Genomic DNA, 22,722 nt, shown 5'->3' with positions numbered 1-22,722 from the left:
GGGTGAGGCGAGGTCTGACCACTATAACAAAGAATATATAACTCTGGGTTTTGTATTCACCATATTTATAACCACTATAAGTTGGGTGGTTAAGAGCCTGATGTCATTCTGGCCCGAATTTTCATATAATTACGCCCATTCATTCTAAGAATGACGCTGCAGTGGCAAGGCTGCAGCCAACGACCAAGAGGATCATACTGTGCTACAACAATATCGCGAACATGTGGCCGAGCGCGCCGCGCAAGGTATCCCACCAAAGCCGCTCAATGCCGAGCAGGTAGCCGCTTTAGTTGAACTGTTAAAGAACCCGCCAAAAGGTGAAGAAGACACGCTGGTCGACTTATTAGTTAATCGCGTACCACCAGGTGTAGATGAAGCCGCTTACGTTAAAGCCGGTTTCCTAGCCGCGTTAGCTAAAGGCGAAACCAGCTGCAGCTTAATCAGTGCCGAGCGTGCGACTGAACTGTTAGGCACCATGATGGGTGGCTACAATATCGAGCCGCTGATCAGCCTGTTAGACAATGAAAAGCTGGCGCCTATCGCTGCCAAAGCCTTGTCGCATACGTTACTGATTTTCGATGCCTTCCACGATGTGACCGAAAAAGCCGATGCCGGCAATAAGCACGCTAAACAAGTGCTGCAAAGCTGGGCTGATGCCGAGTGGTTTGAAGCCAAGCCTGCACTGGCAGAAAAAATCACTGTTACCGTGTTCAAAGTATCAGGTGAAACCAACACTGACGATTTATCACCAGCCCCGGATGCCTGGTCACGCCCTGACATTCCACTGCATGCCTTAGCCATGCTGAAAAACGACCGCGACGGTATTAAGCCAGATCAGCCAGGTACGGTTGGCCCAATCAAACAGTTGGAAGAGCTGAACAAAAAAGGTTACCCACTGGCCTATGTCGGTGACGTAGTAGGTACCGGTTCATCACGTAAATCCGCGACGAACTCCGTGCTGTGGTTTATGGGTGATGACATTCCATACGTGCCAAACAAGCGCGGCGGTGGTTTCGTATTAGGTGGCAAAATCGCCCCAATCTTCTTCAACACCATGGAAGACTCAGGTGCCCTGCCAATCGAAGTTGACGTATCTAAGCTGGAAATGGGCGATGTGATCGACATTCTGCCATTTGAAGGCAAAATCGTGCGTCATGGTTCAAGCGAAGTGCTGGCAGAATTCAGCCTGGCAACCGATGTATTAATTGACGAAGTGCGCGCCGGTGGCCGTATCCCGTTAATCATCGGTCGTGGCTTAACAGACCGTGCCCGTGAGTTCTTAGGTCTGGGTCATTCAGACAAATTCCGTCGTCCTAAGCCAAAAGCCGATTCTGGCAAAGGCTTCACGCTGGCGCAGAAAATGGTGGGTAAGGCCTGTGGCGTGAAAGGTGTTCGCCCGGGTACTTACTGTGAGCCGAAGATGACCACTGTAGGTTCTCAGGATACTACGGGTCCAATGACGCGTGATGAGTTAAAAGATTTGGCCTGTTTAGGTTTCTCTGCCGATTTAACCATGCAGTCATTCTGTCACACCGCGGCCTATCCGAAGCCGGTTGATGTTGACACCCACCATACGCTGCCAGATTTCATCATGAACCGTGGCGGTGTCTCACTGCGTCCGGGCGATGGTATTATCCACAGCTGGTTAAACCGTATGTTACTGCCTGATACCGTGGGTACCGGTGGTGACTCGCATACCCGTTTCCCTATTGGTATTTCCTTCCCGGCCGGTTCTGGCCTGGTCGCTTTTGCTGCAGCAACCGGTGTTATGCCACTGGATATGCCAGAGTCGGTACTGGTGCGCTTTAAAGGCGAAATGCAGCCAGGTATCACCCTGCGCGACTTAGTACACGCTATTCCATATGTTGCGATCCAGAAAGGCTTATTAACGGTTGATAAGAAAGGTAAGAAGAACATCTTCTCTGGCCGTATCCTGGAAATCGAAGGCTTACCAAACTTAACGGTTGAGCAGGCGTTTGAATTATCAGACGCATCAGCCGAGCGTTCAGCGGCTGGCTGTACCATCAAGCTGTCAAAAGAGTCTATCGCTGAGTATCTTGAATCTAACATCGTGATGCTTAAGTGGATGATCGCTGAAGGCTACGGTGATGTACGTACTATCGAGCGTCGTATCAACGCCATGCAAGCCTGGCTGAAAGATCCTCAGCTGATGTCAGCTGATGCCGATGCCGAATACACTGAAGTGATTGAAATCGACCTGGCAGATATTAAAGAGCCGGTACTGTGTGCACCAAACGATCCGGATGATGCCCGTTTACTGTCTGAAGTGGCTGGTGACAAGATTGATGAAGTGTTCATTGGTTCTTGTATGACTAACATCGGTCACTTCCGCGCGGCAGGTAAGTTACTGGATAAATACAAAGGCCAGCTGCCCACCCGTCTGTGGATTGCCCCGCCAACTAAGATGGACCAGGCACAGTTAACTGAAGAAGGCTATTACAGCATTTTCGGTAAAGTGGGTGCCCGCACTGAGATGCCAGGCTGTTCACTGTGTATGGGTAACCAGGCACGCGTCGCCGAGAAGTCAACGGTAGTGTCTACCTCTACCCGTAACTTCCCGAACCGTTTAGGTCAGGGCGCTAACGTGTACTTAGCCTCAGCTGAGCTGGCAGCCGTTGCGTCTATTATTGGTAAACTGCCAACGGTAGCGGAGTATATGGATTACGCTAAGCAAATCGACGCCACTGCTGCCGATACTTACCGTTACCTGAACTTCCACAAAATGCCGCAGTACACTAAAAAAGCGGATAACGTGATTATCCAGCAAGCGGTTTAATCAACCCCTGTGGTGCTAAAGGCCTGCTTTTGCAGGCCTTTTTTCTGCTCGCGAATCCAGATGCAGCAGCTACACTTTCAGTTATATAACGCTAACGGAGCACTAGCGTGGAATACGATTTTGTTTATGACCGCAACACCCTGCAATTCAGCATCCGGCTTGCCGCTGAGCATGAAGTGCTGGGCCGGTTTTTACTGGACGAATTCGGTCAGGATGCGCAGGCGTATACGCCGCTGATCGATAAATTAACTGCGCTTAAATCGCACCAGAGCATGCAATATCAGGGCAAGGAGTTTTTACTGGAAGTGGACAACGGCGAAGTCACCTTAAGCCACAATACGCTGTTTTATGTAGTAGAGCAGCCATTGCCCGAGCGGCAGCAAGATAAGCTGGCCGATGATGACTTGCAGTTAGACGAGCAGGGTATGCAAGCCCAGTGCGGCTTGGAGGATTTACTCAAACTGCTACGCGAATGGCAGCAGTTTCTTGCGGGTTAAACACGGCAAGCCATGCACTTACACAGGGAAAAAACGCACCTAAATGGTGCGTTTTTTTTCGTCACCAAATCGAAATTATGTTTAATGCATTGATAAATAATAACTTTAAAAAGTTGGCACAAGGCTTCCTTAGTAAATAGCGAATCGCAAAGACGACCACTAAAGGGAACTCACTATGAAGCTTGTATGTGCCATCATCAAGCCGTTTAAACTGGACGATGTTCGCGAAGCTATTGCTGACATTGGGGTAGAAGGTTTAACGGTAACAGAAGTAAAAGGCTTTGGCCGGCAAAAAGGTCACACCGAGTTATATCGCGGCGCGGAATATCAGGTGGATTTTCTGCCCAAGGTAAAACTGGAGATCGCCACGCTGGACGATCAGGTCGACCGCTTAATTGAAGCCATTCAAAAAGCAGCGCATACCGGCCGCATTGGCGACGGTAAGATTTTTGTCTATGACCTGGAACAGGCGGTGCGTATCCGTACCGGCGAGTCCGACGCAGAAGCCATCTAAGGGAGCCGTTATCATGCAAGAGCAAATTTATCACTTACAGTATGCGATGGACACCTTCTACTTTCTGATCTGCGGTGTGCTAGTGATGTGGATGGCCGCGGGTTTCTCCATGTTAGAAGCCGGCCTGGTACGGGCGAAAAACACCACTGAAATCTTAACCAAGAACGTGGCCTTATATTCTATCGCCTGCATTATGTACCTGGTGTGCGGATACGCCTTTATGTACGGCGGCGAGTTTTTCTTAAGCGGTATTAATGCTGTCGATGTTGACGCCACCCTGACCAGCTTTGCCGAGCGTGAAGATGGTTTCACCGGCGGTGCCGTGTACTCATCAGCCTCTGATTTCTTCTTTCAGGTGGTGTTTGTGGCTACCGCCATGTCTATCGTGTCGGGCGCCGTGGCCGAGCGTATGAAGCTATGGGCCTTTTTAGCCTTTGCTGTGGTAATGACCGGCTTTATTTACCCGGTGCACGGCTCATGGACCTGGGGCGCTGAGGGTATGTTTGGTGTAAACCTGGATGATCAGTTCGGTTTCTCTGATTTTGCCGGCTCAGGCATAGTACACATGGCCGGTGCGGCAGCCGCGTTAGCTGGTGTCTTGCTGCTGGGTGCGCGTAAAGGCAAGTACAGCAAAGACGGGAAAGTAAATGCAATTCCTGGCGCCAATATGCCGCTGGCTACTTTGGGTACCTTAGTGCTGTGGATGGGCTGGTTTGGCTTTAACGGCGGTTCGGTATTAAAGCTGGGTGATATCAGTAACGCTAATGCAGTTGCTGTAGTGTTCCTAAACACCAATGCCGCGGCGGCCGCGGGTGCCGTAGCCGCACTGGTCTTATCGGTAATTTTATTCCGTAAAGCCGACTTAACCATGGCGTTAAACGGTGCATTAGCCGGCCTGGTGGCGATTACGGCTGAACCTTCAACACCAAGCGCGCTGCAAGCTACCTTGTTTGGCGCCATCGGTGGTGTGATTGTCGTGGCCTCAATTATTGGCCTGGACAAACTGAAGATTGACGATCCGGTAGGTGCGATTTCGGTGCACGGTGTGGTCGGTCTGTTTGGTTTGCTGATTGTGCCACTGAGCAAAGACGGTGCTACCTTCACTGGGCAGTTAATTGGTGCTGGCGCTATCTTCGCCTGGGTATTTATTGCCAGCCTAGTGGTGTGGTATGTGCTGAAGTTAACCATGGGTATTCGTGTTAGCGAAGAAGCCGAGTATGAAGGCGTTGACGCCTCAGAATGTGGTATTGAAGCCTATCCTGAGTTTGTCGCGTCGGTAAAGTAAGCAGCCTGGAAGGTGTTAGTGGCACCTCCCGGGAGCCTGCTCAGGCAGCGGCACTGCAAAGTGCCAACGCCATGAGCTAAACGTAAATCCACTAAACTACGTCTATCCTTGTCCTTTGTCTTTTTGTCTGACGCCCCGTGCCAATTGGCGCGGGGTTTTTTATTGGCGTCTTTTAGCCTTGTAGTGATTATCTTGCCAGCCGTTTGCGGGCTAAAAAAGTGTCTACCGCCTGGTTAGAGGCTGCCAGTTTTTTGCGGCCTTGCGGGCAGGTTTGCGTTAGCAGAATAAACAGAGTGTCGATCACCAGCTCCTGGGCATTACGCGCCAGAATAGATGATAAACGGGCTGAGCTTTCCTCTGCTACCGTATACAAATTTAGGCTGGCAAGGCGCGCTATGCTGTTGGCACCATACGCGGTAACACTAATAATACCCACACCATTGGCGGCAGCCTGCTCGGTGATTTTTACGCTGTCGGCGGTCTCGCCCGACTCACTGATCACCACCAGTACGTCGTCTGCAGCGTAATTGGCAATATTGGCCAGCTGCACATGGGTGTCGGTTTCAGCAAGCGCCGCCATGCCGAGTTTCTGCAGCTTATAGGAGAAGTCTTTGGCCACCAGAGCAGAGCCGCCTTTACCGCACAGCAATACCCGCTTGGCATTGCGCAACAGCGAGGCGGCCTGCTCAAAACTGCCCTGGCTATTGATGGCATGGGTTTTTTGCAGCACATTAATTTTGCTGGCCAGCAGTTTCTGGCTCATGGTGCTAAAGGTATCGTCTAATGATATTTCACCGTGTAATTTGTCACTGCTGATGGCGGGTGCCTGATGATGCAGGCTGTCGCTGATAGCAAATTTAAAATCCGGATAGCCTTTATAGCCTAATTTTTGCGTAAAGCGCACCACACTGGCCTGGCTGATACCTACTGCATGAGCCAGCATTTGTGAGGACATATCACGTATCTGATCCGGATTGGCCAGCACATAGCTGGCCAGTTGCTGCTCAGCGCGCGGAAACTTATCGCGCAGGGCGGTTATTTTATCCAGTACAGACATAGCGTAATCCTGTTATCAGCGTTAGGCTGCTGATTCTGTCAGAAAAATCAGCAAAGCGGCGAATTAATTGATAATCTTGCCGTATTATACACATAAATTATTCATGCTGTGCCAGGCGCATTCAGGCCTGTTGCGCACCCTGTTAGGACAGCTTATGCACGCGCATATTCAGCAGTTACATGACATTGCCTGCAAATCCAGTCGGATGATTATCGGCTTAATGAGTGGCACCTCGTTAGATGGCTTAGACGTGGCGCTGTGCCGCCTTAGTGGTGATGGCCTGCAGACGCAGGTAGAGTTGCTGCGCTTTGCCACCGTAGCGTACGACGATAGCTATAAACAGCGGGTAAAGGCGGTGTTTGCCAAACGTGAGGTAGACTTGCAGGCGCTAACCTTGCTTAATCCCTGGATAGCGCTGGAGCATGGCCGCATGATTAATCAATGCCTGGCGGCCTGGCAGCTAAGCGCTGCCGACATTGACCTGATTGCCAGCCATGGTCAGACGGTATTTCACTGCCCGAAGCGGCAGCATCAGTTAGCCGATAATGGTAATGCCACCCTGCAGCTTGGCGATGGCGATCATTTAGCTGTGGCCACCGGTATTATGACCATAAGTGATTTTCGCCAAAAGCATATCGCTGCCGGCGGCGAGGGCGCACCGCTGGCGGTATACGGTGATTATTTGCTGTTTAGTAGTCAATACGAAAACCGCATTATGCTCAATATCGGCGGTATCGCTAACTTTACCTGGTTGCCAAAAACACTTGATGCGCAAGCCGTGTTTAGCACCGACATTGGCCCGGGCAATACGCTGATGGATGCTTATGTTCAGCGCCATTTTGCTGGCCAGCATTATGATAATGATGCCCGTATTGCCAAAGCCGGTGTGGTAAGTAAGCCACTGCTTGAGGCGCTGGCGCAGGATGCGTTTTTTCAGCTTAGCTTCCCCAAAACCACCGGGCCTGAGGTATTTAACCTAGCCTATTTGGCGCAGGCGCAGCAATTATCTGGCACCAGCAAGCTAAGCCATGCTGATGTTATGGCAACGCTTAACCGCTTTAGTGCACAGATGATTATTCGCGCTATTGAACAAACCACCAAAGTCCTGGATAAATTTGTGATTTACGCCAGCGGCGGCGGTATGCATAACCCGCTGCTGATGAGCCATATTCAGCAGGCCTTGCCAGAGGTAAGTATTAAAACCACCGCCGATTTAGCGATAAACCCCGACGCGAAAGAAGCCGTGCTGTTTGCTGTTTTAGCTAATGAATGTGTGGCCGGCGGCAAGCAGAAATTCAGTAATGCCCGCGAGGGGATCCCGGGCGTGACCATGGGTAAAATCAGTTTCGCAGACTAGCCGTGGTTATTCTGCGGCTGGCAGGCGAAACCAAAAGGTACTGCCCTGGCCCAGCGTGCTGTTAAAGCCAATTTCACCCTGGTGGCTATCGATGATTTTCTTACTGATGGCCAGGCCTAAACCGGTACCCTCCCTGTTACGGGCATTTGAGGCGTCTTCCTGCGAAAAGCTGGAGAAAATCGATTTGGCAAACGCCGGCGAAATACCCCGGCCGTTGTCGCTAACCTGCCACTGCAGCCTATCTTGCTGTCGTTGCACGCTCACCGTCACCTGTTGGCCGGCAGAGGAAAACTTAATAGCGTTAGATAAAAAGTTATCCATGACCTGACGGATCCTAAGCGGGTCTGCCTGCAGCCAATAAGGCTCGGGATTATCCTGCCAGTGTATTTGCACATCAAAGCGTTTGGCATAGGGCTGGATAGCCTCAATAACCTCTGTCGTCAGCGCATTAAGATCAAACCTGACCGGGTTGAGCTGAAAATTGCCAGAGTCAAATTTCTGCAGATCCAGCAGGTCGCTGATAAGCTGTGCTAAACGTTCACTGTTAAGCTCGGCAATATCCAGCATCTTGTTGTAGGCTGTCGAGCCTGGCTGTATCGCCTGCTTTGATATCAGCGAAATAGCGCCGCGGATGGCCGTTAAAGGTGTTCTTAGCTCATGGCTTACGGTAGAGACGAACTGATCTTTTAGCTTGTCCAGCCGGGTGAGCTCCTGGTTTTTTACCGCTAAATCTTTCAGGCTGTGTTCGAGCTCAGCGGTTTTTACCTGTAGCTCCTGCGTGCGGGTATTCACTGTGTCTTCCAGCAGGCGCTGGTGCTGTGATTTTTCACTGACCGCCTGATTTAATAAACGGTTGATCTGCCTGATGTGTCGCATCCGATAAAAATGAAACGCCAGCAACAGGCTGATAACGATTAAAACCGCGCAGCTTTGTACCAGCCATGATTGCCACCAGCGTGGCTGGATGACAAAAGTAAAACTGGCTGTTTGCGCCGAAATTAAGCCGTGGTTATTCATTGCCATCAATTGGAGTTGATAATCACCCGGCGCCAGATTGGCATACACGGTGTAAGGGCGGTTACCTGCATAAATCCAGTCACTATCCAGGCCAATTAACTTGTAGCGATAGCTATTGCGGTCCACGTCGTGGTAATCCATTGCTGAAAAGTGAAACTCCAGCGTGTTTTCATCCGGTTTCAGCATCAGTGGTGTGTTGGCATAGCTTTCTAGGGCTAATGCTGGCGCATGGTTAATTTTGACTGCCGTTATTCTGGGCGTGGGTGCGGTATTGTTAGTCCAGATTAATCCGGGTTCAGCTTTAAACACCCCTTGCAGGGTACCAAAATACAGGTTGCCGTCAGCATCTATGGCTTTGGCATTGGTGTTCACCTCAGGTGCTGTTAAACCGTCATGCCGGCTAAAGGTTACAATGTGGTTAATCTCTGGGCTAATTAAACTGATGCCCTGGCCTGTCATGACCCAAATGCGGCCATGCTCGGCAATAGCGCCGATAATATTGCTACTGGCCAGGCCGTCACGTTCATCTAGGAAATGTTTTTTGTCGCTGGCCAGATCCCACAGTACCAAGCCGCGGTTTGTGCAGATTAGCAATAGGCTGGCGCCGTCGTTTTCCAAGCATTGGATCTTATCTGACGGTAGTGCGGTGGCAAAATCTTGTTGTAAGCGGTTTTTTATGCCGGCTTCTGCATCCAGCTGGTACAAGCCACTGTAACGGGTGCCCACCCAAACTGTGCCATCGGCCATGAGGGTCATGGCTTCAACCGCATCACCCGAATGACGGCTGGATAGCTCAGGCAGAAAATGACGCACTACGCTGTGCTTTTTGTCGTAATACAGTACGCCATTGCCCCACAGTCCAAACCAGAAGCGCTGCCCGGTTTGGATAAGCATATCTCTGACCAGCGGCCGGTTGATATTCGCCAGCGCAAAGGGCGCAGTAAAAGGCCTCAGTGTTTGCTCAGCGGGTTGCTGAACAAAGACACCCTGATCGGTAGCAATATATAAGGCGTTGTTATCGTCTTTTGCCAGCTTATTAATGGTGCTTTCCAGTTTGACCTGTGTTGCGCTGTCGGTGGTTAAATTGAGCTGATGTAAATGCTGGCCAACAGATAACGATAAGATATCGCGCTCAGTAAAGAGTAAATTACTCACCGAGAAAGCAAAGTTTCTGCTTAATGCCGCTGCAGCAGAATGTTGCAGCAGGGAAAAGGTATTTTGGCTGTAGCGGGTAAAAAACAAACCATGTGAACGGGTACCCAGCCAGAGCAGGCCACTGCGGTCGGTTAATATGGCTCTGATATTAAGGGTTGGCAAAAGCGCCTGCTGCTCTGTGAATGGGATAAAACAATCACAACTTACGCTATATCTGTGCAAGCCCTCGTAGCTGCCAATAAACAAGTTGCCTTTATTATCTGGCTGTAAGGTGTTGATAATAAATTCATCTTTATTGTTTTTGCCGTCGTCACGCTTAATGTGCTTCAGCTTAGCGTTATCAGGGTCAAACGACACTAAGCCGTTACGTGTGCCCAGCCACAGCTTAGCGTTAAAAAAGACCAGTGCTCTTATTTCATTGTCCCGGCTACCGCTTAAGGTGTTTGGGCTAAGTAACGTTGGTGCCGACAAACCTGTTGTTGGTTGCCAGGCATAAAAGCCTTCACTGGTGCCTATCCAGACAGTGTCGTTTTCGCCCTGCGCCAGCGACCAAATACGTTGATGCGCAAAACTGACATTGGCATCGGGGCCGCCAATGCGCTCGACACTGTCACCTGCGGCAATGCGATACAAACCATTGGTTGAGCCGACCCAAATACTGCCGTCGCTGGTTTCAAGTAAACTTTGCACCTGTAAGCCGCCCAGCACAAAACGACTTAATGCGCTGCGATCCGGGCTTAACCGGCTAACACCCAGGCCCCAGGTGCCAACCCAAAGCCGCTGTTTGCTGTCAATTAATAACTTGCCAACGTCTGGCTGAATACCGCTAAGGGCTTCTTGCGGCTCCAGTACGGAGAAGGTGATAAAGCGGTAGCCGTCGTAACGCTTGAGGCCAGACTCAGTGGTCGCCAGCCAGAGGTAGCCAGCTTCATCTTGTGCCAAATCATACAGGGTGTTATTGGTCAGGCCGTCTTCATTGCCCAAACGCTGTATTAAGGGATCGGCCTGGGCCAGACATTGCCACACAGCAAGCAACAACACTAACCTGAAGAATTTACTCAGCAACGCGCTTGTCCTGAACACATAGGTAACCCTGCTAACAACTTACTTGGCGGCTGGTTAATTAGCAAGCAACAGGTGAAATTACAAAATTAAAGGCGTAGTAACAGATGCACTAACACGGGAACGGGCGGCTAACGCCAGTGCCGGGTTTGTGCCCGGCGCGGTGATACAGCATATGGCCTGGCAGGTTAATATTCCCACCAGCAGTCCTGCCACCAGTCTAAAAACTCGGCAAAGTCGATATAGCCATTGTTGTTGGTATCCACCAGCTTAAAGCCTTCTTCCACATGGCTGGCTTTGGTTTTTGGCGCCAGTACGGTAAGCAGTTCAATAAATTCGGGTAATTCTATGCGGCCGTTGCCGTCGCGGTCGAAAAAGTCAAACTCGGCTTTAATCTCGGCAATTTGTTGTTCTGTCAGCGGTTGTCTGTTCACGGCGCTACCTTGGTTGCTGTCTGTCGTTTAGCGGCAGTGTACTGCGCCAGCTGCGCGCTGTCTATGCATGGCCTGTGCAACTACCTTGCCTCTGTCAGCAGCTGCAGGCGCAATGGCTCTAACTGCTCAAGCCGCTGCCGGTAGGGCAAATAACTGGCCTCGCCAGCGACATTAAACAGCTTACCCACCGGGTTATATATCCAGCTGTACCATGGTGCGTCTGCAGTCGGTGTATTATCGGCCTGAGCTAACAACATAGCTGCGCGCTGGTTGCTGGTAGCCTGCGGCTGATATAGGGGTTTAAGCAGCCACCAGGCGAACCTTTCAGCCGCGCTGGCTTGGGCTAAAGCATCGTCATTCAGCAGCGTTTGTTCAGTTAAGGTGTTGCCATACACCCATTCGCCCGACAGCACCTGTCGAAGATTCAACTCCTGCGCGGTAAACGCCATTTGCCAGCTATCGGGTGTCAGGGCAGCCCGCGCTGTGCCAGCCAATTCTTGTTGCAGCATCGCAGCGAATTCAAAATGGCGCTTAATCGCTTCGCTGCTGACCATTTTGCCAATTAGTAGGTTGTGTTTTGTCAGTAAGCCGCGCCAAAACTGCATGTCTTGCTGCAGCAACTGGCGGGCCTGAGCAATGTCTTGTTGCTGCAGCGCCAACCAGGCCTGAGCGAACAGTAGCTGCTGGCCATCCGTCAGCGCTTGCCATGAGGGGAAGAGGTCAGCGACATCGGTTGGAATTGTCTCGTACCAGTGGTCAAAACTGCGGATCTGCTGGTAAAACGCTGCCAGTTCCTGGTGTTCATTTACCCAGCGGGTTAACTCTGGCTCAGCGCCCAGCAGCTGTTGACAATCGCCCTGATGGCATTGGCGCATCAGCGCAGCCAAAGGCTCTGCCAGGCGGTAATTGGGTGAGCTGCCATGCTGTGCCAGGTAAGCATAACCATTCGTCTGTGTGCTTTGCTCTGCGGCGCTTGCTGCTGCCTGTTGCAATTGCTGCATGGTTTGTGCGGCCGCCGAGGGCGGTTCGTCCCTGATGTTAACCAGCAGCAATAGCAAGTAACATAGCAACAGGCTGGCAAACATAACTGCCAGGGTTTTACTGAACATTTTAGTAAGCGTGGCGACCATCGACGCTAACACCTTAATGAAATGAGGAAGTTAGGCCACATACTAGCGCTGTTACGGCGTTGTTACAACTTTGAAGAAAGTTGTTCTAAAAGGGCCATGTTCGGCTAAGCTAAACCACAGTTTAAACTACTGGCTAAGTTAATGATGCGCCGATACATCTTCGTAGCAGTGCACTTGCTGATATTACTACTGATACTAATCATCCTGTTGCTATTTATCGGCGCACTGCGCAGCCCCACCGACAGCCTGCATGGCATGTTAGGCTCGGCGCTGTGGACAACACTAGCGCCGCACTTTCTGCTGTTTAGCCTGGCCGGCAGCCTGTTTAGCGGGTGGTGTTGGCGGCGTAAGCTGAAAACGCGCTTATCGACACTGTCACTGTCGGCGGCACTTGCAGCTGCGATAAGCAGCGCTGTGGTGTGTTATCAGCTTGAGCAAACAGCGCTAACAGCCGGGGGTGACATTAACTGGCTGCACGCCCTGCAGCTTAAAAGCATCAGCGCTGCTAAGCCCGATCTGATGTTAAGTTATGACGGCTATAACGGCATATCAAAGCCGCTGGCGCTGTTTTTACCGCCAGACACGCCAACGGCTGCGCCTGTGCTGCTGTATATCCACGGCGGCGGCTTTATGACCGGCTCTTTGCTGGAAACCAGCAGCGACCTGCGCTGGTTTGCTGAACAGGGCTATCTGGTGGTCAGTGCCGGTTATAGCTTATTTAGCGACGGCAGCCCCAGCTGGCAAAAAGCGCCGCAAGACGTTGCCTGTGCGCTTAGCTGGTTAAAAGACAATGCCGCCCGTTACGGCGGCGATATGAACCGGCTGGCGATACTGGGCGATTCGGCCGGTGGTAACCTGGCGCTTAACCTGGCGTACGGCAGCGCAATGCAGGCAGAGCAAGCCCATTGCGGTGGCACCGCGCCTACGGTTACAGCCGTAGTGGTGCAATATCCGGCGGTAGACCCTTTAGCCATTTATGAATTTGGCTACCCTGTAAGCGGTTTTGAACCGAAAATGCTGGTAACAGGTTATATCGGCGGTGATCCTTATCAGCTAAAACAGCGGTTGCAGGCGGTTAGCAGTTATAGCTATTTATCTGCGCAGGCGCCGCCGACACTGATGTTATCACCGCAGCAAGACGGTTTAGTGCCGGCCTGGTCGGTACAGCGCTTTGCGCATTATGCCCGCCTGGCGGGGGTTAAACTCGAGTTGGTGGCGATTCCGTTTGCCAACCATGTGTACAACCAACTGGCGGCTAACTCGGCGGGTAATCAGCTTCGGCGCAGTGTCACGCTGCGTTATTTGCGCCAGCAGGGGCTGGTGTTCGACAACGCAGCGGCAGGTGAAGAACAAAACACAGCCAAGTAAACGAGGCAGCAGTTAAGTGCTAGCTGCAAGCGCTAAATATATGTTGTAGCCCCTCTGCCCAAGCCTTATTGGGCATGCTAGAGTGCGCGCGATCCGGCTCCGGATCACACCACACCCAATCTCAACACCATTTCAGGTAAAACTTATTTATGTTCACTTATGTCGTAAACAAGTGCGCTGCCGCGCGCCTAAGCTTGTTGTTAGTCGCGGCGTTATTACTCAGTGCCTGTGTTGCACCAGCCTTATTGCTGTCGCCACAGGGGCAGCTTATGTGGGCCATGTTAAAACCCTTAGTCGGGCTAGACCCTAAAGAGGTGAATTTATTTGAACAGCCGTTAATCAAAAACCGGCTGCAGCCACTGTTGGGCGAACATTACCAAACCGCAGTCACCTTGCTAAATACCGCTGATGAGATCAAACAACAAGGCCCGTTGTTTTATGTCGCCTCTAACTACACGCCGATACCCATGCTGGCGGAAAAAGCCGGTTTTGTCTGGAATGCCGACACCAACCAAATGGCGGTACTGCTTAGCAGCGGCGGCGTAACGGAAGTGTTTGCCGAAGCGGCACAGCAGCAGGCCAAAGCGCTGATACCCAGTTGGCCAGATGAGTTAGTGGAATATGCCAATATGGCCCGGCAGCCCGAAAAATTGCTGCAGCAAACTATAGATCAGCAAAAACAGCAGTTAATCGAGCAGCCACAGCAGCAATTGCAGCAAGCGCTAGAGCAGCAAAAACAGCAGCTAATCGAGCAGCCGCAGCAGCAATTGCAGCAAGCGCTGGAGCAGCAAAAGCAGCAGTTAATTGAGCAGCCGCAGCAGCAATTGCAGCACGCGCTGGAGCAGCAAAAGCAGCAGTTAATCGAGCAGCCACAGCAGCAATTGCAGCAAACGCTGCAGCAACAAAAACAGCAAGTGAAAGACGCTGCTTCGCCGATATCCGGCAAAGACTAAACATGTAAACCGCGATTACCTTACACAGTTTTGTAATCGGCGTTGTCGTTACAGCGCTAAAGAGTCAAACCACCTTTAGCGCTTCTGTCATGTCAGCGCCAGTGCTTAAACTGGCCGTCAGTAAAGTTTACAAAAATTACGCCTTAGCGGGCTTAACTTTTCTACACATTCCCTAGCTATTGATAAGCTTGATAATAATTTTCTGGCGTACTTGTTGCGTGTCAATTTGGCCGAACCAAAAGGTAATTCTTTATAAGAATTACATTAAAAACAATATGTTAATAATAATGTCTTTAGGTGTAACCGCATTGTATTAACGTAGAGGGCAACGGCACGGCAGGCACCAATGCCTGTAAACACCAAGGTGTGTTAAACACTATCGCAGAGGAAATATCATGAAACGAGTATTACCTGTATCCGGTAAAATCTGGGCTGCTGTATGTTGTATTGCCAGTTTAACGTTTAATAGCGCGGATGTGCTCGCCGAGCCAGGCGGCAACTATGTATTAAAATATGATGCTGAGAATCTACAAGAGTACCAGCAAAAATGGGCCAATCTTTATGGGCCCTTATCACTGTCTGCCGGTGGCAGCCTGGTGGTATCTAAGCAGGACGTTAGCGTGAGCGCCATTCCATTTCAGGTGGGGGCAGATTTTAGTGTGTTTGACCATCTGAAATATATCGCCATCAGCACCGAGGCATTTAATGTGCCTGAGCATGGGTCTTTGGAGTTTTCTGCTGAAATTGTCGCTCACACGCCAGGTACGGATCCCGCCAGAGTCATTCAGGGTTGCTATGGCCCGGCACTTTCTTATTCAGACGTAGCCGACCCTTGCGAACAGCCTTACCAAGCCACGGTGTTAGAGGGCCAGCAGGCCGGTGTGGTGTTAAATATGATCAATTTTGAAACGGGCCAATTGTTTGATTGGTTTATATCTGAGAATAAAGCCTTTGCGTTAATTGAACGGCTGCCTACCGTGGTTACCGGTAGTCCGGGCACTGGACTAGATCTGGCCTACACCCAGATCATCCGTGAAGTCGATATTAATCCCGGTAAAAAGCAACATGTTGCTATTCGTTACAGCCGTGGGCCTGATGCATCTTTTGTCGAGTATTTTCTAAACGGCGAGCTGTTTGCCCGGGTAGATAACGTCGGCATACCATTGGATAAACAAGGCGTACCCTACACCGGTTATGCGCCGTCCACGGGCGAGGGTGAACTGTTAAAAGACAGGTTAAATTCGTTTGTTATCGGGCATGGTTTGTTTAGTTTACTCGACGCCTATCCGTATCAGCATCCAGAAGCGCCAGAGCTCAGTGTCTCTATTCCCATGTCAGAGCGGCTGTTCGGCCAGGGCGCCGCGGGGCGCTGGAGTAAATTTAAAGTGGTGCAAAAACAGGGTTCGCTACCTTAGTCAGCTAAAGCCATAAGAGCGGTTAACTGGCTGCGGCAAAGCGGCGAAAATCTTCTATGCTTAACCCGACGCCAGTTAACCCCAGGTGGTATCGCAACAAACGGAGTTTGTTATGCAGCCTTTGACTGATCCTAATTTAAGTTTAATCGCTATGTATGCCCTAACCGCACTGCTGTTTACCGGCTTGTTGGTGTCGGGTATTGCAGCTATCTACGCCATTAGCAAGGCGCCAGATACTGCGGCGACCTCATTAAAAGCGTTTTTTGATGGTGGCAACGCGCTGAAAATTCTTACCGTGTTTGCCGTGCTGGTAACGGCGGCTTTTCTCGCTTTAGCGGGGCAGCTCTCTGAAGCCGCCATTGCACTGCTTAGCTCTATAGGCGGTTATGTGTTGGGTGCGCTTAAAAGCTAACCTGCACAGCTTACCATCATATACGGCGCAATATGCAAAGGCTGCTGCAGCTTGCTGGGTAGTTAGCTTTTTGTTAACTATGTGGTACATTTGGGCACAAATAAAACCACACTAGTGAGACGGCGATGAGTATCGCGCTGGCAATCATAACCGGCAGTGTTATTGGTTATATGTTGTACAAGCTGTTGTTCGATAACCTGGATGAGTTTGTGCATTGCGTTAAGTTTTGGCTTACACCGGATATTATCAGCCTGTTTCGCGGGCAGTTTTACGAAGATATGTGGGCAGAAATGAAGCTAATCCTCTGGCTGGTTGTCACGATCGGCTGTGGTTATGGCATGTACGCCAAATTCTGACGCAAAGGGTGATTAATGGCCATTGAAGTTGCCCTGCAACAGCCTGCTATCAGCAAAACCAAAAAGCTTTGCTTCATACTGTTAGCCAACAGCTTAATCGTTGCCGTGTGCATAATAGGTTATCGCTACTTGCCCGGTCTGCTAAATACAGATCAACGCGGTATTAGCAAGTTACTGGCGCTACTGGTGATGGCACCGGCCATTGCGCTGGCAGCAAGTATTCGTATAGCGCTAAAGCAACCCGGATGTTTTCGCGCCAATGCTGAGGGTATTACCCTAGGCGATGCGATCGCCGGCAGCGAGTTTTACCCTTGGCACGATATCAGTGGCTTCAGCTTAAACCCCAATAGCAAAGTGCTGAGATTCCGGGTTGATAGCCTGCAAGTTAAACAGACTTTTAGATTAAAGCAGTTTGGTATTACCCAGCAGCAGTTTGAGCAGTTGCAGCAACTGGCGGAAGAGGGGTTAAAAAGCGATTAGGGCAATGGCAGGTTTGTGCCAAAAGCAGACATTCCAAATCTTCATCTAACGTTAAGACCTGGAAGAGGCATTACAACCTCTTGCTAAGGCTCAAATATTTAGAAACTGGTTGGCTCTGAATAAATATTGAGTTTTTGCAATTTATGCTGATTTTCAGCCTGCTGCCAGCGAAAGGTCAATGTTTTAGAGCAGTGTTGCTCTACATCCATTTCGACGGCTATATCACCAAGAGTATCGTCTTTTAGTACCCATGACAGCAATGTCCCCTTCATCAGGGGTTCGCCAAGCAACTCAACCAGATATTTACTGTTGTCATTGAATCTTCCCCAGTCGGAAAACGCTTCTGTTATTGGTTTAGGAAATGCTCCGGCAACTTTTCCACTTAGTACGGGAATATCATTTACCGTGTATATGAACCGCTGTGAGTCAACTTTACCGAGCTGACAGGTGTTTTCACGATTCTTATTGCCTGCAGAGTAACCCGATGGAACTAACAGATCATAATCTAGTGTGTATGTTTCTACCCCAAAGCTAATAATCTGAATTTTTGAAAGACATCCTTTGTATTTCTGTATTTGCATTGATGTATATTGGTTTTCTTTGTCTGTTCTACGCAATGTGAAACCTTTAGTTCCCATAAGCTCGGCAACTTCAGGTTTTGAAGAAAATACTGCCCGCACTTGCCCATCACTGGCATCAATCGGCAGCTGCATTGCTTTCGTAAAGAATGTTTTCTGCCAGTTAGGCAATTCGTCAGGCAGGGATCTAACGTTTATTCGTTCGCCCCAATCTAGGTTTAGCTTACCTTCTTCTTTTACGCCTTTACTAAACCAGAAGTGTTTAACTAAATAAGCATTTGAGGCGCATTCAGTATCAGTGGATGCTGCGGAAGGTAGTGCCAGATGAAAGGTAAGCATACCTATAACAGACAGAGCAATCACGATAAAAACTTTACTGTTTACTTTCAATTTACAAACGTTCCATGTTTTTAAGTGGAAATGGTGAGCCTTCGGTAACGATACGCAATATAAATAGTAAAAACACAAGTATTATACATATGTTAAGAAGTCCTGATAATATTAGGATCAGATCAAAATCAACCTGACCGTCTGCTATTCGCTCTTAGCAGACGCTTGATGCTATTTTGCAATGTAAAAGTATTGTGATAAATTCAGACATTAATTTCTAAGCTGGTAACAACCCCATGGATCACAACACAGATTTAGCTGATCTAACAACGGCAGTGCAACGCTGTATAGCGACCACAGACAACCCTTTTGCTGTTAAAAGGCCGGACACGCGCCAGCTGACTATACAAGCTATTGCACACTTAACCGGTCACTATCGTATTACTGATATTATTGCTGCACTTACCGCAGAAAAAGAACGTTTAAGCCGCTTTACGCAGCGGTGCGGTGGTATGTTGGCGTACGAGATTTCTCTGCCATATCGTGAAGCACTGTATAACTGCGATGCCGCGCTAGTATTTTTGCAAAGTACAGCTGTCGGGCAAAACTCCGCCGACAACGCTGATGCATAAATTACCGACACAGGGACAACAGATGCCAGATTTGTCTCCCAACAAGAAGCATAGTTTAACCTTTATGGCTAACGGCGAGGTTGGCATGGGTGGGCCTATGATAGGAGCCGTTAGCGTAAACGGTCATCTGCTGGGTCACAACTTTATGGGCTGCTGGCTATGGAATGAAAACTCTGACTCAGTGCTGTTACTGGAATTTGTCAGTCGCGCACCAGACCGAACACAGCTTGTCAGTTATAACGCTGCTACCCATGCACTTAAACACCACTCGCTGCAATTTGGTTACCGCTTGCCAAATTTGTTGTTTACCGACAACTTACTAACCTTTACAGATACTAAGCAGGTTATCGCGTTAGATTGTTGATGCTGGCATGCTGATCCGCCAACTTGTGGTACTGGCAGCAAAAACATTATTGGTCGCCCTTTGCAGCGCCTTTAGGTCCATTCACTACTTGCCTGCAGAATTAGCACATATCGTGATTTATTGCAGCTCAACATAAGTTGCTTGAACGTCAAACCAATTAGTCAGTTTATGCTGTCCATCGTTTCAACAAGGACTGATGAATAGGAGGCGTTTGCCAGACATAATAAATGTATGCCAGATAATCCTCGTCTTTATCCATCTCTGGTTCTAGCGGCACAAAATCCGGGATCTCAGCCCACCATGCCGGATAATCGATAGCAAAATCACCAGCCGGTGATGTTATGGCAAAATGGGTTTGTCGTTTTCTCATGTCATGGTGAAAGTGTAGCTTTAATTGCGGTGCCGATAATAGCCAGATTTGACTGTCAATTTGCAGCATGAGCTGACCATCCTGCGCATAAAGTGCAATCTGATGGCCTGCAACGCAATCTGAGTTGCCTTTTACAGATAGATTGGTAGCGCTGAACTTATTTATGTTGTTGTCCACATTTGAAATATTTCACTATCATTCCGTTTGGCTGCAATCCAGCTGAACAGGTCTACCGATTCGGCATCTGACCATGGATCGAGGTCGTCCGGTGCAGGTGGTTGATAATCGGCTTTGAAAAGTTCCTTACCATCTTGCTGTACGATAAATTGATTACGGCCGTTAAGCTTAGCTAGTGTTACAGTCCATGACTGATTAACAAATGGCAGAACAGTTTCATTAATAAACATGACAGGGCCTTTTCCCGAGGCATAGACACCAATAAATTTGCCATCATATTTAATATATGAGGCTTTCTTTCTTGGCTGCTGACCAGGTGGTAATGCATTCACCTCAGATACGGAACCATTAATATTGTCTCTTACTAGAAAATGACCTGACAAATGCTTGTGTTTAATTATCTCAGTGCTCATCTCTGTTCTTCTATGGTTGATGTTTAATCAAATATTCAGGCGGCTGCTTTTTCAACCAATCTGCAAATCCAGCAAGTAGTTTATCTACATCAGGATTGGGTCTAGAAGCTGAGCGAATTATATCGGTATAAGATTTATCTTTCACGTTAACTAAATAATCGACGGTTGGACCTAACGGATCTCCGTCATATCGAGCTCTGTTAACCTCATAAATAAAGTCGCGAAGTGGCTCTGGAGTTGCGTTTTTATATTTAACCCCGAGTTGACGTCGAGCTTCATTAGCTTCATTAGCCAATTTTTCCAATTCATCTAACGAACTATTGGGTTTTATTGCCTCGGAGTATTTACTCAATGCTGCAACCTCCTGCTCATATTCTTGCCTTAACGGACTTTTCTTAAAGTTTTCACCGACTGATAGCAGAATGTTATTCTCAAGCTTACTTCGGTCTGTGATTGCTTCGGTGGCTGTAGACGCTGGCTCATGGAAAACAGGCTCTTGTGAGGAGTATCCCGATGTTACCCCACCACCTTTGGGTTTAGCCGCTTTGGCGGCCGGTTTACTGCTGGTATTGCCACTGCTGGCTGGCGCTAAGCCGCCTTCACCTATGCCGTTGCCTTCGGGCTGCTTGCCCCAGCCGTCGCTAAGTTGCCACACGCGCATTTCGTCGCGGGCGAACATTTGCAGCAAGGTGTCACGTAGCTGAAAGTTGTTTAGTTTGGTTAAGTCGGTGGCCCAGGGGCGGGCGTGTTGGTAAAGCTGGGCCCAAATATCGCGCAGGTTGTAGCCGGGTTCTAAGTCGTGTAGAAAATAGCGGCCGTATTCGCTGTCGGCCAGCTCGCGTACTGTGTTGCTGCCCAAGTCGGCCCAGGCCAGCAAACAACTGCTGCACAGATAGGTTTTACCCCATTTATCTTCCAGAACTACGCCGTTGTATTGCCGGTCTTGCATCCTGCCACCTTGTTTATAAAAAGCGCTTTTTCTAAACAACAAATTTACAATTTGCGCATTTTTACAACCTGACTGCGGAATGTCAAACGCTGTTTTGCTAAATGGGCGTTTAGCGGCGTGTTGTGGTGCATAAGGTGGGTAAGCAGGGTGAAACTGGCAGGCACTGCTGTGCCTGCCAAAGAGGGGAGTACTTAGGGCCTAATGGCCGCCGCCGAGGGATTTAATCGCCTGGATCATATTCACGATTACCTTTTGCGCATCGCCGTACACCATCTGGGTGTTATCGGCATAAAACAGCGCATTTTCCACGCCGGAGTAGCCCTTACCCTGGCCGCGTTTTACCACGTAGACCTGTTTGGCCATATCGACATTCAGCACCGGCATGCCGTAAATCGGCGAGCTTTTATTAGTGCGTGCCGCCGGGTTTACCGTGTCGTTGGCGCCTATTACGATAGCGACATCGGCTTCTTTAAACTCGTCGTTAATATCTTCCATATCAAAGATAATGTCGTACGGCACGCCGGCTTCGGCCAATAGCACGTTCATATGGCCCGGCATACGGCCGGCCACCGGGTGAATAGCAAATTTCACCTCGACATCGGCGTCCTGCAGCAGTTTTACCAGCTCGAACAGCTTATGCTGCGCTTGCGCCACCGCTAAACCGTAACCGGGCGCGATGATCACCTTAGACGCGTAGCGCATATTAATACCGGCATCGCCGGCATCAATCGGTTTTTGGCTACCGGCAATCTCGCCTTCAGCTTCATCGCTGGCGGCACCAAAGTTAGAAAACAGCACATTGGCGACCGAGCGGTTCATCGCTTTGGCCATCAGCAAGGTTAATAAGGAGCCGGCCGAGCCTACTACCATGCCGGCAATCATCAGCGCCGGGTTATTCAGCACATAGCCTTCAAAGCCAACGGCTAAGCCGGTAAAGGCGTTATATAAGGAGATGACCACTGGCATATCGGCACCGCCAATCGGCATTGTCATCATCACGCCATAAATAAGCGCCAGGGCAAAAAACACGGCAAACAACGGCCAGGCTACCGCGCCGCCGTGCCAGATAATGTAGCCGCCAATGGCCAGTAAAATAAGCAGCAAGCTGCCATTAACCAGCTGCAGCGCACCAAAGCGCAGGGTGCCGTTAATGCGGCCGTCTAACTTGGCCCAGGCAATTAACGAGCCCGATAGCGCCACGGCGCCAATTAACCCGCCCAGTACCGCCAGGCTCAGCGACACGGTGCCGTGGGTTTTGTAGCCAATCAGCTCTATGGCGGCAATAGCCGCTGCCGCGCCGCCGCCCATGCCGTTATACAGCGCCACCATTTGCGGCATTTCGGTCATCGCCACTTTTTTACCGCTGCGCCAGGCCCAGCCTAAGCCCAGTGCCAAGGCAATCAGCGCCAGTGTGATATTGGTATTAAGATGCGGCTTGGCCGCCTCGTTAACATCTAGCGTGTATAAAAAGCTGGCCAGCACCGCCAGCACCATACCCCAGCCGGCAACGATAATGCCAGAGCGGGCACTAAGCGGTGATGACATACGCTTTAAGCCATAAATAAACAAAAAAGCCGCGATAAAGTAGCTACTGTCGATAAGCAGGGCAGCGTTCATGCG

Annotated in this window: 22 protein-coding genes; 13 read left to right on the top strand and 9 right to left on the bottom strand. The window is 49.9% G+C overall.

What is annotated here, in order from left to right; translation table 11 throughout:
• Positions 1-199: 199 nt before the first annotated feature.
• The 4 genes from acnB (at position 200) to ABGI61_RS04095 (ending at position 5,093) form a co-directional block, all read left to right on the top strand.
• Positions 200-2,797 (top strand): bifunctional aconitate hydratase 2/2-methylisocitrate dehydratase, encoded by a 2,598-nt coding sequence (gene acnB / locus ABGI61_RS04110; protein ID WP_347597294.1) that lies wholly within the window; start codon positions 200-202, stop codon positions 2,795-2,797.
• A 107-nt stretch (positions 2,798-2,904) separates the two neighbouring features.
• Positions 2,905-3,294 carry a YacL family protein gene (locus tag ABGI61_RS04105; RefSeq protein WP_347597291.1) on the top strand — a complete coding sequence of 130 codons (390 nt, stop codon included), beginning with the start codon at positions 2,905-2,907 and terminating at the stop codon, positions 3,292-3,294.
• A gap of 175 nt (positions 3,295-3,469) precedes the next feature.
• A complete protein-coding gene (gene glnK / locus ABGI61_RS04100; protein ID WP_008217600.1) occupies positions 3,470-3,808 on the top strand; it encodes a P-II family nitrogen regulator in 339 nt (112 codons plus the stop codon).
• 13 nt (positions 3,809-3,821) lie between these two features.
• A complete protein-coding gene (locus tag ABGI61_RS04095; RefSeq protein WP_347597287.1) occupies positions 3,822-5,093 on the top strand; it encodes an ammonium transporter in 1,272 nt (423 codons plus the stop codon).
• 187 nt (positions 5,094-5,280) lie between these two features.
• Here ABGI61_RS04095 and ABGI61_RS04090 read toward each other — a convergent pair whose 3' ends face one another.
• The gene (locus tag ABGI61_RS04090; RefSeq protein WP_347597284.1) at positions 5,281-6,150 is read right to left on the bottom strand and encodes a MurR/RpiR family transcriptional regulator; all 870 of its coding nucleotides are present in this window, start codon (positions 6,148-6,150) and stop codon (positions 5,281-5,283) included.
• Positions 6,151-6,304: 154 nt separating this feature from the next.
• On the opposite strand from ABGI61_RS04090, the gene ABGI61_RS04085 reads away from it, so the two are divergent.
• Positions 6,305-7,507: an anhydro-N-acetylmuramic acid kinase gene (locus ABGI61_RS04085; RefSeq protein WP_347597281.1), complete on the top strand. Its 1,203-nt coding sequence runs from the start codon at positions 6,305-6,307 to the stop codon at positions 7,505-7,507.
• 6 nt (positions 7,508-7,513) lie between these two features.
• On the opposite strand, the gene ABGI61_RS04080 is transcribed toward ABGI61_RS04085, so the two are convergent.
• The 3 genes from ABGI61_RS04080 to ABGI61_RS04070 all read right to left on the bottom strand — a co-directional run bounded on the left by ABGI61_RS04080 (position 7,514) and on the right by ABGI61_RS04070 (position 12,305).
• Entirely contained in the window at positions 7,514-10,744 is a 3,231-nt protein-coding gene (locus ABGI61_RS04080) for an ATP-binding protein (protein ID WP_347597278.1), read from the bottom strand.
• A 185-nt stretch (positions 10,745-10,929) separates the two neighbouring features.
• On the bottom strand, positions 10,930-11,175 hold the full coding sequence (locus ABGI61_RS04075; protein ID WP_347597275.1) for an EF-hand domain-containing protein: 246 nt from the start codon (positions 11,173-11,175) through the stop codon (positions 10,930-10,932).
• Positions 11,176-11,255: 80 nt separating this feature from the next.
• Positions 11,256-12,305: a hypothetical protein gene (locus tag ABGI61_RS04070; RefSeq protein WP_347597272.1), complete on the bottom strand. Its 1,050-nt coding sequence runs from the start codon at positions 12,303-12,305 to the stop codon at positions 11,256-11,258.
• A gap of 141 nt (positions 12,306-12,446) precedes the next feature.
• On the opposite strand from ABGI61_RS04070, the gene ABGI61_RS04065 reads away from it, so the two are divergent.
• The 6 genes from ABGI61_RS04065 (at position 12,447) to ABGI61_RS04040 (ending at position 17,289) form a co-directional block, all read left to right on the top strand.
• Complete coding sequence (locus ABGI61_RS04065; RefSeq protein WP_347597269.1) at positions 12,447-13,673, top strand: alpha/beta hydrolase; 1,227 nt, start codon at positions 12,447-12,449, stop codon at positions 13,671-13,673.
• A gap of 149 nt (positions 13,674-13,822) precedes the next feature.
• Positions 13,823-14,626 carry an Ivy family c-type lysozyme inhibitor gene (locus ABGI61_RS04060; RefSeq protein ID WP_347597266.1) on the top strand — a complete coding sequence of 268 codons (804 nt, stop codon included), beginning with the start codon at positions 13,823-13,825 and terminating at the stop codon, positions 14,624-14,626.
• Positions 14,627-15,021: 395 nt separating this feature from the next.
• The gene (locus ABGI61_RS04055) at positions 15,022-16,041 is read left to right on the top strand and encodes a DUF6081 family protein (RefSeq protein WP_347597263.1); all 1,020 of its coding nucleotides are present in this window, start codon (positions 15,022-15,024) and stop codon (positions 16,039-16,041) included.
• 112 nt (positions 16,042-16,153) lie between these two features.
• Entirely contained in the window at positions 16,154-16,453 is a 300-nt protein-coding gene (locus ABGI61_RS04050) for a hypothetical protein (RefSeq protein WP_347597260.1), read from the top strand.
• Positions 16,454-16,578: 125 nt separating this feature from the next.
• Positions 16,579-16,809, top strand: coding sequence for a hypothetical protein (locus ABGI61_RS04045; RefSeq protein ID WP_347597257.1), 231 nt, complete (start codon positions 16,579-16,581; stop codon positions 16,807-16,809).
• Between the two features lie 15 nt (positions 16,810-16,824).
• Positions 16,825-17,289 (top strand): PH domain-containing protein, encoded by a 465-nt coding sequence (locus tag ABGI61_RS04040; protein ID WP_347597255.1) that lies wholly within the window; start codon positions 16,825-16,827, stop codon positions 17,287-17,289.
• 98 nt (positions 17,290-17,387) lie between these two features.
• Here the strand turns inward: ABGI61_RS04040 and ABGI61_RS04035 are convergent, their stop codons facing one another.
• Complete coding sequence (locus ABGI61_RS04035) at positions 17,388-18,257, bottom strand: hypothetical protein (RefSeq protein ID WP_347597253.1); 870 nt, start codon at positions 18,255-18,257, stop codon at positions 17,388-17,390.
• A gap of 236 nt (positions 18,258-18,493) precedes the next feature.
• Here ABGI61_RS04035 and ABGI61_RS04030 point away from each other — a divergent pair, with 236 nt between their 5' ends.
• Positions 18,494-18,829 carry a hypothetical protein gene (locus ABGI61_RS04030; protein ID WP_347597250.1) on the top strand — a complete coding sequence of 112 codons (336 nt, stop codon included), beginning with the start codon at positions 18,494-18,496 and terminating at the stop codon, positions 18,827-18,829.
• Between the two features lie 22 nt (positions 18,830-18,851).
• Entirely contained in the window at positions 18,852-19,193 is a 342-nt protein-coding gene (locus tag ABGI61_RS04025; protein WP_040551349.1) for a hypothetical protein, read from the top strand.
• 166 nt (positions 19,194-19,359) lie between these two features.
• Here ABGI61_RS04025 and ABGI61_RS04020 read toward each other — a convergent pair whose 3' ends face one another.
• The 4 genes from ABGI61_RS04020 to ABGI61_RS04005 form a co-directional block, all read right to left on the bottom strand.
• On the bottom strand, positions 19,360-19,632 hold the full coding sequence (locus ABGI61_RS04020; RefSeq protein ID WP_347597246.1) for a hypothetical protein: 273 nt from the start codon (positions 19,630-19,632) through the stop codon (positions 19,360-19,362).
• A 92-nt stretch (positions 19,633-19,724) separates the two neighbouring features.
• Positions 19,725-20,153, bottom strand: a complete 429-nt coding sequence (locus tag ABGI61_RS04015; RefSeq protein ID WP_347597243.1) for a hypothetical protein — start codon at positions 20,151-20,153, stop codon at positions 19,725-19,727.
• 10 nt (positions 20,154-20,163) lie between these two features.
• Positions 20,164-21,102, bottom strand: coding sequence for a hypothetical protein (locus ABGI61_RS04010; RefSeq protein ID WP_347597240.1), 939 nt, complete (start codon positions 21,100-21,102; stop codon positions 20,164-20,166).
• Positions 21,103-21,300: 198 nt separating this feature from the next.
• Complete coding sequence (locus ABGI61_RS04005) at positions 21,301-22,719, bottom strand: NAD(P)(+) transhydrogenase (Re/Si-specific) subunit beta (protein WP_347597237.1); 1,419 nt, start codon at positions 22,717-22,719, stop codon at positions 21,301-21,303.
• Positions 22,720-22,722 lie beyond the last annotated feature (3 nt).

Source organism: Rheinheimera fenheensis, assembly GCF_039871805.1.
GTDB classification, from domain to species: Bacteria; Pseudomonadota; Gammaproteobacteria; order Enterobacterales; family Alteromonadaceae; genus Alishewanella; species Alishewanella fenheensis.
Note: the sequence above shows the minus strand (reverse complement) of the source record. Positions and strands in the feature narration are given on the sequence as shown.

What these genes read in the sequence shown, in the direction of transcription:
- glnK (WP_008217600.1), top strand. Translation starts at nt 3,470, where the DNA reads ATGAAGCTTGTATGTGCCATCATCAAGCCGTTTAAACTGGACGATGTT.
- ABGI61_RS04095 (WP_347597287.1), top strand. Translation starts at nt 3,822, where the DNA reads ATGCAAGAGCAAATTTATCACTTACAGTATGCGATGGACACCTTCTAC.
- ABGI61_RS04090 (WP_347597284.1), bottom strand. Translation starts at nt 6,150, where the DNA reads ATGTCTGTACTGGATAAAATAACCGCCCTGCGCGATAAGTTTCCGCGC.
- ABGI61_RS04085 (WP_347597281.1), top strand. Translation starts at nt 6,305, where the DNA reads ATGCACGCGCATATTCAGCAGTTACATGACATTGCCTGCAAATCCAGT.
- ABGI61_RS04070 (WP_347597272.1), bottom strand. Translation starts at nt 12,305, where the DNA reads ATGGTCGCCACGCTTACTAAAATGTTCAGTAAAACCCTGGCAGTTATG.
- ABGI61_RS04065 (WP_347597269.1), top strand. Translation starts at nt 12,447, where the DNA reads ATGATGCGCCGATACATCTTCGTAGCAGTGCACTTGCTGATATTACTA.
- ABGI61_RS04060 (WP_347597266.1), top strand. Translation starts at nt 13,823, where the DNA reads ATGTTCACTTATGTCGTAAACAAGTGCGCTGCCGCGCGCCTAAGCTTG.
- ABGI61_RS04055 (WP_347597263.1), top strand. Translation starts at nt 15,022, where the DNA reads ATGAAACGAGTATTACCTGTATCCGGTAAAATCTGGGCTGCTGTATGT.
- ABGI61_RS04050 (WP_347597260.1), top strand. Translation starts at nt 16,154, where the DNA reads ATGCAGCCTTTGACTGATCCTAATTTAAGTTTAATCGCTATGTATGCC.
- ABGI61_RS04045 (WP_347597257.1), top strand. Translation starts at nt 16,579, where the DNA reads ATGAGTATCGCGCTGGCAATCATAACCGGCAGTGTTATTGGTTATATG.
- ABGI61_RS04040 (WP_347597255.1), top strand. Translation starts at nt 16,825, where the DNA reads ATGGCCATTGAAGTTGCCCTGCAACAGCCTGCTATCAGCAAAACCAAA.
- ABGI61_RS04030 (WP_347597250.1), top strand. Translation starts at nt 18,494, where the DNA reads ATGGATCACAACACAGATTTAGCTGATCTAACAACGGCAGTGCAACGC.
- ABGI61_RS04025 (WP_040551349.1), top strand. Translation starts at nt 18,852, where the DNA reads ATGCCAGATTTGTCTCCCAACAAGAAGCATAGTTTAACCTTTATGGCT.
- ABGI61_RS04020 (WP_347597246.1), bottom strand. Translation starts at nt 19,632, where the DNA reads ATGCTGCAAATTGACAGTCAAATCTGGCTATTATCGGCACCGCAATTA.
- ABGI61_RS04015 (WP_347597243.1), bottom strand. Translation starts at nt 20,153, where the DNA reads ATGAGCACTGAGATAATTAAACACAAGCATTTGTCAGGTCATTTTCTA.
- ABGI61_RS04010 (WP_347597240.1), bottom strand. Translation starts at nt 21,102, where the DNA reads ATGCAAGACCGGCAATACAACGGCGTAGTTCTGGAAGATAAATGGGGT.
- ABGI61_RS04005 (WP_347597237.1), bottom strand. Translation starts at nt 22,719, where the DNA reads ATGAACGCTGCCCTGCTTATCGACAGTAGCTACTTTATCGCGGCTTTT.